This window comes from Leptolyngbya sp. Heron Island J, from assembly GCF_000482245.1.
Classification (GTDB): domain Bacteria; phylum Cyanobacteriota; class Cyanobacteriia; order Phormidesmidales; family Phormidesmidaceae; genus Leptothoe.
Window position 1 is genome coordinate 82,211 of sequence record NZ_AWNH01000040.1, and the last position, 9,756, is coordinate 91,966.

The 9,756-nt window shown below is 50.8% G+C and carries 4 protein-coding genes; all 4 read right to left on the reverse strand.

The window, feature by feature from the left end; all coding sequences use genetic code 11:
- Positions 1 to 33: 33 nt before the first annotated feature.
- Positions 34 to 4,362 carry a type I polyketide synthase gene (locus N836_RS51485; RefSeq protein ID WP_023072635.1) on the reverse strand — a complete coding sequence of 1,443 codons (4,329 nt, stop codon included), beginning with the start codon at positions 4,360 to 4,362 and terminating at the stop codon, positions 34 to 36.
- A gap of 101 nt (positions 4,363 to 4,463) precedes the next feature.
- Positions 4,464 to 5,330, reverse strand: a complete 867-nt coding sequence (locus N836_RS0137955; protein WP_023072636.1) for an SAM-dependent methyltransferase — start codon at positions 5,328 to 5,330, stop codon at positions 4,464 to 4,466.
- A gap of 17 nt (positions 5,331 to 5,347) precedes the next feature.
- Positions 5,348 to 6,490 carry a saccharopine dehydrogenase family protein gene (locus N836_RS73260; protein ID WP_023072637.1) on the reverse strand — a complete coding sequence of 381 codons (1,143 nt, stop codon included), beginning with the start codon at positions 6,488 to 6,490 and terminating at the stop codon, positions 5,348 to 5,350.
- Positions 6,491 to 6,524: 34 nt separating this feature from the next.
- Positions 6,525 to 9,756, reverse strand: a 3,232-nt coding sequence (locus N836_RS51490) for a non-ribosomal peptide synthetase (protein WP_023072638.1), incomplete at its 5' end; no start/stop codon positions are given.

Here is a 9,756-nt window from a genome sequence, read left to right on the forward strand (position 1 = left end):
TCTCCCATGGATTGAGCTACGACTTGTTCAATATCATTTCTGGAGGCAACATAGAGGGGGGTGAGAGCGGGGCGAGCGTATGCAGCCATTTTCTCCGGATGGCTCTCTTTGTCTATGGGGAGAAGGTGTAAATGCCTCTTTGATGCGGAGCTGTAGATCGTGGGGAGAAATGACGAGCTGTTGGCAGTTGGCTTGAGCCAATGCCCGCCGGGTGGTTTGCCATACGTCATCGGCAGATAGGGCTGAGGCTATGAGTGTGGAGTTAGCGCTCTCAATCGTTTCTTGTAGCTCACAGGCATCCCAGTTAAGGCTTAGCCATTGGGTGGATGATGACTGCTGATGTGCTAAAGCATTCAAATAGCTATTGGCGGCAGCATAGGCGGCAAACCCAACACCGCCAACAACCGTCGATAGAGATGACTGCAGCACATAGAAGTCAACCGGATGATTAGCGAGGGTTTGTTGTAGTATTTGCATGCCCTGAACCTTGGTGCGGCAGATCCGCTGGTAGCCGTTAGGATCTAGCTGTGCGATCGCACAGCTAGCCTGATCTCCCATCACATCGGTATGGAATACGCCTGTAACCTCACCAAATGTAGTAATCCCCTGGTTAACCGTAGCTTCTACCCAGCCCGCATCGGTTAGATCGCCACTGGACCAGAGAAATGTTTTTCCTGCAGTGCCCAGAGACTGCAGCTTGCGAATTAGCCGACTGACGCTGTGATTGGCCCCATGGGTGTCCAGCCACTTTTCCCAATCCCTGACTGCTGGCAAACCTGGACGACCTATTAAAATTAGTCTAGCCTTGAGGTTTTTAACTAACGCCTGGGCATAAATCATCCCGAAATCATCGACTAAATCACCCGCAATGATATAGGTGCCCTCCTGTTTTAGCAACGTAGGAGACTGTTCCGGCAGGGGCAGCGGTTCATAGGTTTGCACCCATCGTTGACCGTAGCGATAGGCTACTAGGCGATGTTCAAGCATATAGTCCTGACAGAGTTCCTGGGTAACTGCCTTAAGATCAACAGTCAAATTGGCTAGATCAATATGGCGACAGCACAGTTCTGGATATTCTTGGGGAATTACCTGACAGAGGCCAAGAATTTGGGCTTGGTCAGGGTTGAGGGATTCACCACCGATGACGGGCTGTACCTCTCGGGTGACTACGGTGAGGGTTAAATCTGTTAAATCCTTTAATGTCAGTGCCTGGGTAAGATACAACAGCGATTGAAAGGTATCCACAGAATTAGACGACAGTCCCCAACCGTAGATGATCTGAGAGGGGGCTGGCAGTGTCTTAATGAGCTGTTGATAATCGGTTGTTTGCTCTGGCTGCAGAGTGTAGATGTTGTCTGTCGTTGCAAATTCTAAACCGGGAGTAACCCAGATAATCTCTTTGACCAGGTTGGTCAGCGGCTGCCACAGCTCAATGTTATCTGCAAACACAACCCAGCACTCGTCAAGCTGTTTCGAAAATAATTGGTGGGTAATGGGTAAACGCCTCCAAGAGGGCAGATAAAACCAGTCGGCCATATCAACGGTCTTCTCATTGGTAAGCTGATCGGGTTTTGTGGGTTGGTGGGTTGTCGTATTCTCTGCTAACGGAATCCAGTAGGACTCTCGCTCAAAGGGATAGGTGGGTAGGGGCAACCGGTGCCGGTTTTCAAACTGATAAAACTTGGCCCAGGAGATAACAATACCCGCCAGCCAGAGCTTGCCCAGAGCGGTCATCAAGGTGACGGTATCGGGTTTGTTCTCACGGGGGTGGGGGAGGGACTGAATCACGGAAACCCTATTCTCTGCAGATGGCTTTGAGGACGCATGCTGCTGAACCAGCTGAGTCAGGGTGTGCCCTGGACCCAGTTCTAAAAAGATGGGATTGTTGAGCGTTAATAATTCGGTTATCCCCTGGCTAAACAGCACTGCCTGACGCAGATGACGCATCCAGTAGTCGGGGCTGGTGGCCTCTGTATCCGTAAGCCAGGTACCGGTGACATTGGAGATAATGTCGATATTTGGGGAGTTAAAGGTAGCCTGCTGCAGCACCTGCTTAAAGTCAGCCAGGGCCGACTCCATCAGAGCAGAGTGGAAGGCATGGGAGGTTTCTAGCAAACAGCAGGGAATTGTCTGGGTTTCTAGCTGATTTTTGAGTTCTGCTATGACCCCAGTTGGTCCGGATACGACGCAAGTTTGAGGATTGTTGATAACGGCGATTTCGACATTGGGTGGGAGGTGCGATCGCACAACCTCTGCAGGCTGCAATATCGACAGCATCGACCCCGGCGTACAGTGCTGCATCAGCTGTCCTCGCCGCAGAACCAGCGTTAAAGCATCCTCTAGAGAAAACACACCAGCCACACAGGCAGCCACATATTCACCCAAGCTGTGACCGATTAAAGCCTGGGGCTGAATACCCCATGAAAGATAGGTTTTAGCCAGGGCATATTCTATGGCAAAGAGAGTGGGTTGGGCATTGGCAGTGTGGGACAGCGGGTAAGTGGGCTTCGGCGTGAGCTCAGCCGAATGTGAATGGGGGAGGGAGGGAGGATACAGTGCTGCTAAAAGTGGAAATCTGTCGCCAAGAATGCTGGCGCATTGATCAACGCTCTGGCGGAAAACAGGCTCTGACTCGTATAGGTCTAAGGCCATATTGACATGTTGAGAGCCCTGGCCAGAGAACATAAACACAATGGAACGATTAGGCTGCTCGACTGTATCGGAGAGTTGGAGTGGAGAGTCAGGGTTAGATAACAGCTCGGTTACTTCTGCAGTGGTCTGACACAGACAGACCTGACGATGGGGCCAGGCACGACGTCCCACCTGTAGGGTGTAGGCCACATCAGCCAGGGACAAATCAGCATCGGCACGCAGCTGAGCGACCAAATTATGGCGTATTTGATCTAACGCCGTTGGCGTTTTGGCGGAGAGCATCACCAGCTGCCAGGGGCGAGATGCTGTCTCTCTAGAGACCACCATCGGCGCTTCTTCTAAAATCACATGGGCATTGGTGCCCCCCATGCCAAAGGAGCTGACTCCAGCCCGTCTGGGGTTGTCGCTGCTCCAATCGATCCGCTCATGATTCACAAAGAACGGCCCCTGGTCAAAGTCAATGTTGGGGTTGGGTGTTTCAAAATTTAAACTGGGCGGGAGAACTTTATGTTTTAACGCCAATGCTGTTTTAATCAGCCCAGCCACTCCCGCTGCCGCATCCAGATGGCCAAGATTTGTTTTTACCGAGCCTAATGCACAGCGAAACTGTTCTGTCTCAGGATAGTTAAATACTTTGTTTAAGGCCGCTACTTCGATGGGGTCCCCCAGCGGAGTGCCAGTGCCATGCCCTTCCACATAGCTAACAGTGTTGGGGGCAATGCCTGCCTGGTCCAAGGCGGCTTGAATCACCTTAGCCTGACCCGAGATACTGGGTGCGGTCAGACCCGCTTTATCGGCTCCGTCATTATTAATTGCCGAGCCCTTCACGATGGCATAAATATGGTCGCCGTCGAGTAGGGCAGCTTGGAATCTCTTTAACACCACTAAACCCACACCGTTGCCAAACAGGGTGCCCTGTCCCCTGGCATCAAAGGCTCGACACATACCGTCTGGCGCAGCAATGCTGTTGGGCTGATAGGTGTACCCCTGGGGGGTGGCGTTACTGACGGTGACACCGCCTGCTAGGGCCATGTCGCACTCGTGGTTGAGGAGACTTTGGCAAGCGGTGTGAATGGCCACCAGGGCGGTGGAACAGCCCGTCTGGATGCCGCAGCTCGGTCCTGTCAGGTCTAACTGATAAGAGACTCGGGTGGGCATTAGCCCCATGACATTGCTAACCACCGCCTGGACCGGGTCTGTCGAATCTCGTACCGCTGGGTTGGAGTGCAGATTGATTACATAGTTGTTAAGGGCGGCACCGCCATAGACACCAATGGTGCCATTATATTGTTGGCTGTCGTAGCCCGCATCTTCTAGGGCGGTCCAGGCGCATTCTAAAAACACCCGGTGCTGGGGGTCGAGCAGCTCCGCCTCGCGGGGAGAATAGCCAAAGAACCGAGCATCAAACTGGGTAGGGTCGGTAAAGCTAGCATAGGCAGGCACATAGTTGGGCTGTTTGAAGGTGCTTTCAGGGATTCCGGCTGCCAATAGTTCTGCTTCTGACAGCATACGAATGCCGGTCTCACCCTGAACCAGCAGACTCCAAAATTCTTCCAAACTGTCTGCCCCTGGAAATCGTCCCGCCATACCAATAATGGCTACCTGTTCATTGCGGGCCTGTTCAATCGCTTCTAGCTGCGATCGCGCTTCTTTCAGGGCACGAAACACCCGATCCGATGTGGGATTGTTAGGTTTCAGGGAATTACTCATAGCCAATAATACAGTCTTAGGACCGTTATAATAGGGGTTTGAGAGCAGCTAGCTCTGCTTGAATATCAGGGGTTGCAGGGCTATCGAGAGGAATCTCTTGTTTAGCTGGGCTTATGGGCAAGACAAAGACCCACAAACCACAGTCCTTTTTGAAAAGCTTTTTGCTGTGCCCGCATACCACAGGTATATCTATACTGCATGTCAGAATATAGGCGTAAAGCTCGTAAAATAGCTGCCAGTGGGTACCCGAGAACTAGCATTCTTTCAATGCGCTCGTAGGAAGGTGCGACATAACTTGAAATATTTTCTAGAGTGATTTGTCTAAATCCACTTCCTTCAGCCCAATTGATAAACTGTTCGGATGTAGGAAGTTTAGGCGTAAACAGGTTTGAGAACCAGGTCTGTAGTAATTTTTCATCTGAGTCTGAGTAGGTACGGTTGAATAGATAGCAGTCTTCAATAATGAGTCGTCCACCTGGCTTTAGGATGCGGTAGGCTTCCTGCAAGAACATTGGTTGATTTTCGGCGTGACAGATACTCTCTTGTGCCCAGATCACGTCAAAACTGTTGTTTGGAAAACCGGTCTTTAAATAATTTTTTTGCTCGAAAGTAACTTGGTTCTCTAACCTACGTTTACGGGAGTAGTGTTTCGCTCGACGGATTTGATCCCCCGATAGATTGATGCCTGTTACATGGGCAGAGCATGTTTCAGCCAACCATAAGGTTGTTCCTCCAAATCCACAGCCTGCATCTAAAACTCGCTCTCCTGGACAAATGATGGCTTGAGACGCCATTGCTCGATTCATATTTAACAGAGATTCTGAGTGGTTTTGAGTGTTTTCATCCCAATAGCCTAGATGCAGAGCTAAGTTCTTTTCATTTAGCCAGTTCATGCGGGCTCCAACCCAGGTTTGATCATAGAATTTAGCAACTGATTGAGACGTGAGAGATGGGAATAGATGTGTCATTACGTTAGCCAGAAAAATTAAACTGCTGAAACTTTTGGAGAAGCCGTGGCAGACGTTTGGATGTCGTATTGGACTCCTGCCTTGAAGAGTTCAGACATAAAGTAGTGAGGATCGACGACCTCATGCAAGTAGTGGCACCCCCGCTTGGTGATTTGATCTTTCAAGAGCATTTCTACTGCGATCGCAGGTACTAGTCCCGTAATCCAATAATGCATTTTCTCGAATAACGTTCCGATTACCTGCTGAGACTGCCGGTCTTTTGTCCCATCGATCATGGCGATGATGAACCCTCCGATTCGCTGGCTCCGCTCAAAATCGTTTTTGTAAGCGGCCTGCAGCCGACGGGCTGCCAGCAGCGGTCTGTTCTTCATAAACAGCTTGATATAGAGGCTGGTTAGTATGGTGTTTGTACTGACTAAACCAACATAACTGCCGATTCTTTGATAAAAATCTCTCTGTGCTGCAAACTGTTTGATTTCTGGAAAGGCTTGCAGAAATACTCTTTGCTTACCCAGAGGCTTGGGCAGCGCTACAGTCGGAGCGGCACTCAGAAAGCTCTTAGGTTGCCATTCACCGTGGCTAAATATACCCGTACTTTTGTGGCTATACCTTTGAATAAAATCTACCTGGTCCAACGCTCCGGCAATGGACCAAGCGCTTGGGTCACCGTAGTATATATCCAAGCTATTAAGCTCATCAAAATACTGGACAGCGCAGGCTTCAACATACATTGGAAAAATTTCCAGCAATCCTGGCATCCAACCGGCAGAAAGTAGAAAAGAGAGCTTTTTGTCTACGATTTCAGTTTGATCAGGCTGGAGCTGCTCTAAAACATATTCATAGCCACCTGGATCAACATAATGACAGTTGTATTCTTTTGCTACTTGAGCAACTTTGTCAAGAATTGCATACGAAGGACCTGCACAGTTAACGACTATCGCGCAGCTTGCACAAAATTCTGAAAGTGTTTCCCTGTCGTCAATATCGATAACTTTTCCGGTAACTCTCTCGCCCATCACCTGAACTAGATGATGAACTTTTTGGGTATCTCTTCCCCCTATTAGCAGGGTACAGTCGGTTCTTTTTAGGAGCTCACTGACAACAACGACCCCCGTTTGCCCATAAGCACCAATGACACCGATAGTTCTTGTTTTACTCATCTATGTTCCTCGTTCTAGAAATATCTTCTCTGGTTTAGAAAAACAGTCTACGTACCTGGTCCATAAATACGTTTGCTTGGGTTTCAATCGTGGCAGGATGATGTATGTTCTCACTGTAAACCCAGTTGATCTGTAAAATTCCCTGGGTAATAAATCCGGTTACATCAATCACATGAGTGCGAGTTCCCTCAGGTGAAAAAATAGAACCAAAGGACTCCGACGCCATTTGGAATAAGGAATGTTCAGAAAGACTCTGATCAAACTGGCCAAAATAGTTAAAGCCAACCTCAGCATGGGGGAGGGAACGGAGCTGACTGGCCACATCGGGACATAGATAACGCAGTAACCCATAGCCACTGCCATGGTTGGGTACTTGACGGAGCGTCTTAGTGACGTATGCCAATACCTGCTCCCAAGGTTGAGAATTATCTAAATCAAAATAAGCTGGATACGTTGAACTAAACCAACCAACAGTGCGAGTCACGTCTAAACTTGAAAGTGCCGCTTCTCGTCCGTGAGCAGCAAGATTGATCAGAACTGAGGGGCTTTTCATCCAATTACAGAGTGTATATGACAAGGCTGCCAACAAAATTTCATGAATTTGCGCATCATGGGCACGTGGCAGTTTCCGCAATAGAAAATCAGTCTCTTCCTTAGTAAAAGAACGCGTAACCTGCTTGATCGAGGCTTCACTATTAACTCCATTTGGATAGTCAGAGGGAAGCTGGGATATCTGCTGAGGCAACGTCTCCAGCCAATAGGTTAGTTCCTGCTGTACCGCATGAGTACGCGCATGTATAGCTAGTTGTTCAGACCATGCCTGGTAAGAAGCTGTTTTCGCAGCTAATTGGATCGGAACATTTTGCGTTAGCTGTTGATAGGCACTCTGTAGGTCTTCAACTAAAATGCGCAAAGAGACTCCATCAACGATTAAATGGTGAGCAACAATCAGTAGTCGAGCCGGTCTCGTAGGACCTAGATCAAACCATACAGCTCGCAATAGTGGACCTGCTGATAGATTTAGGCTCCTCTGAACGTCGTCTGAAATTTCTTCAATTGTCAATCGCTGCTTCTCTGCTAACTGTGCTGATAAGTCAACCCGTGTAAAGTTTATTTCTTCTCCAGGATCAATAAAAAACTGTTGAACTTTTGCTCCTTGAACTTCAAACCGCAGGCGAAATACATCATGATGTTCAAACACGGCTTGAAAAGCTGTTTTGAGCAAATCAGGTGCTAAAGTGCTCTTTGCCTGCAGCAGCAGGGCTAAATTAGCGTGATGCAGAGAGGGGCGATTTTGCTCAATTAACCAATGCTGAATTGGAGTTAAGGGTATTTCCCCCGTCAGTGATTCTGATTCACTAATTGGCGGAGTTACGGCTGACGTTGCCACCTGGGCTAGTTCTGCAATAGTCGGATTTCTATACAGCTGTCCGGGGGTAACCTGGAGATTTTCCTGCTTTGCTTTACCGATAAACTGAATGGCAAGGATGGAGTCTCCACCGAGGAAGAAAAAGTTGTCATGTCGCCCCACGCGCTCCACCTGTAACACCTGAGCCCACAAGGTTGCCAGGGTTGTTTCAACCTGAGACTGAGGCGGCACAAAGGTCTGCTCTGTGTCTTCTGGCACCGCTGGAACGGGCAGTGCCCGGCGGTCAACCTTGCCATTGGCCGACAGCGGCAGCTGCTGTAGCTGCATCCAGAGACCGGGCACCATGTACCTGGGCAACTGCTGACCTAAAAACTCCTGTAGCTCCTTAATCTCCAGCGCAGCTTCATCTGTGGAGACCACATAGGCCACCAGTCGCTTTTGTTCTTGGGCTGCTCCGATGACAGTGATCAGGGCCTGCTGTACCCGTGAATGCTGCGCCAGAATCGCTTCAATCTCGCCGAGCTCGATGCGCTGTCCACCTATCTTGACTTGAAAATCGACGCGGCCTAAAAACTCAATGGAGCCATCGGGTAGATAGCGGCCCAAATCTCCCGTGCGATACAGACGCTTTTTAGAGTATGGATGGGTAATAAAACTGGCCTGGGTTTTGTGTTGATCGCGCCAGTAGCCCTGGGCAAGTCCAACGCCGCCGATAAAGAGCTGTCCTGCCACCCAGGTTGGACAGGGCTGCAGCTCTTCATTGAGCACGTGCCAGGTTTGGTTGTTAAGGGGGCGACCATAGGGAATGCTGGTCCAGTGAGGGTCGACCTGGTCAACGGGATGGTAGATAGACCAGATGGAGGCCTCAGTGGCTCCCCCCAGACTAATCAGCTGACTGTCGGGCGCAACGTGGTGGAGCTGGGGAGGCAGGTTGAGGGGAATCCAATCGCCGCTTAACAGCACCGAGCCCAGGGATGCCAGGGTGACGCCGTGGCCCTGGGCGGCATTGAGCAAGAGTTGCAGCAAGGCAGGCACAGAATTCCACAGCGTAATGTGATGAGTCTGCATCAGCTCGAGCCAGTGGTCGGGGTCTGGCAGGTCGCTCACCTTGGGTAACACCAGGGTGCCGCCGCTGGCCAAGGTGCCAAAGATGTCATAAACAGACAGGTCAAAGTTCAGGGCCGATACCCCCAGAACGCGGTCAGTTTCGGAAATCTGGAAGCGCTGGTTGATATCGAGGAGGGTGTTGACGGCCCCCCGATGGTCAATCATGACGCCTTTGGGCGTGCCGGTTGAGCCGGAGGTGTAGAGGACATAGGCCAGGTCGGTGGGGGCCTGAACCACCTTGAGGGGGGTATCGCACTGTCCGTGAGTGTGGTCAACGCAGAGTCGTTTGAGGTGAACGGGCCAGGGAAGCGCGTCATTCCAATGACCATTGGTGAGGACAAGCTGCACCTCGGTGTGCTCGATGAGATAGTCCCGGCGAGCTTGAGGCAGGCTGGGGTCGATGGGCACATAGGCCGCCCCGGCCATCAGAATGGCCAGCACCGCGATGAGCTGTTCCACACCCTTATCGAGGGTGACGGCAATCAGATGGTTGGGCCGGGCACCCAGCTGGGTGAGGTGATGGGCTAGATAATTGGCCTGCTGCCACAGCTGCCCGTAGGTGACGGTTTGCTTTGGGGTGATAACAGCGAGGCGGTGCGGCTGACGTTGGGCTTGCTGAACAAAGGGGGTATGGAGGAGGTGAGAGCTGAGGGGGGCATCGGTGTGATTCACCGCTGTGCGCTGCTGCTGTTGGTGGTGGGAAATGGCGACCGCACAGGTGGTTGATTGCCATTGGTCGGCGTCAGGGGTGGCTAACTGCCGGAGTAGCTGGCAGTAGGCCGTGAACATG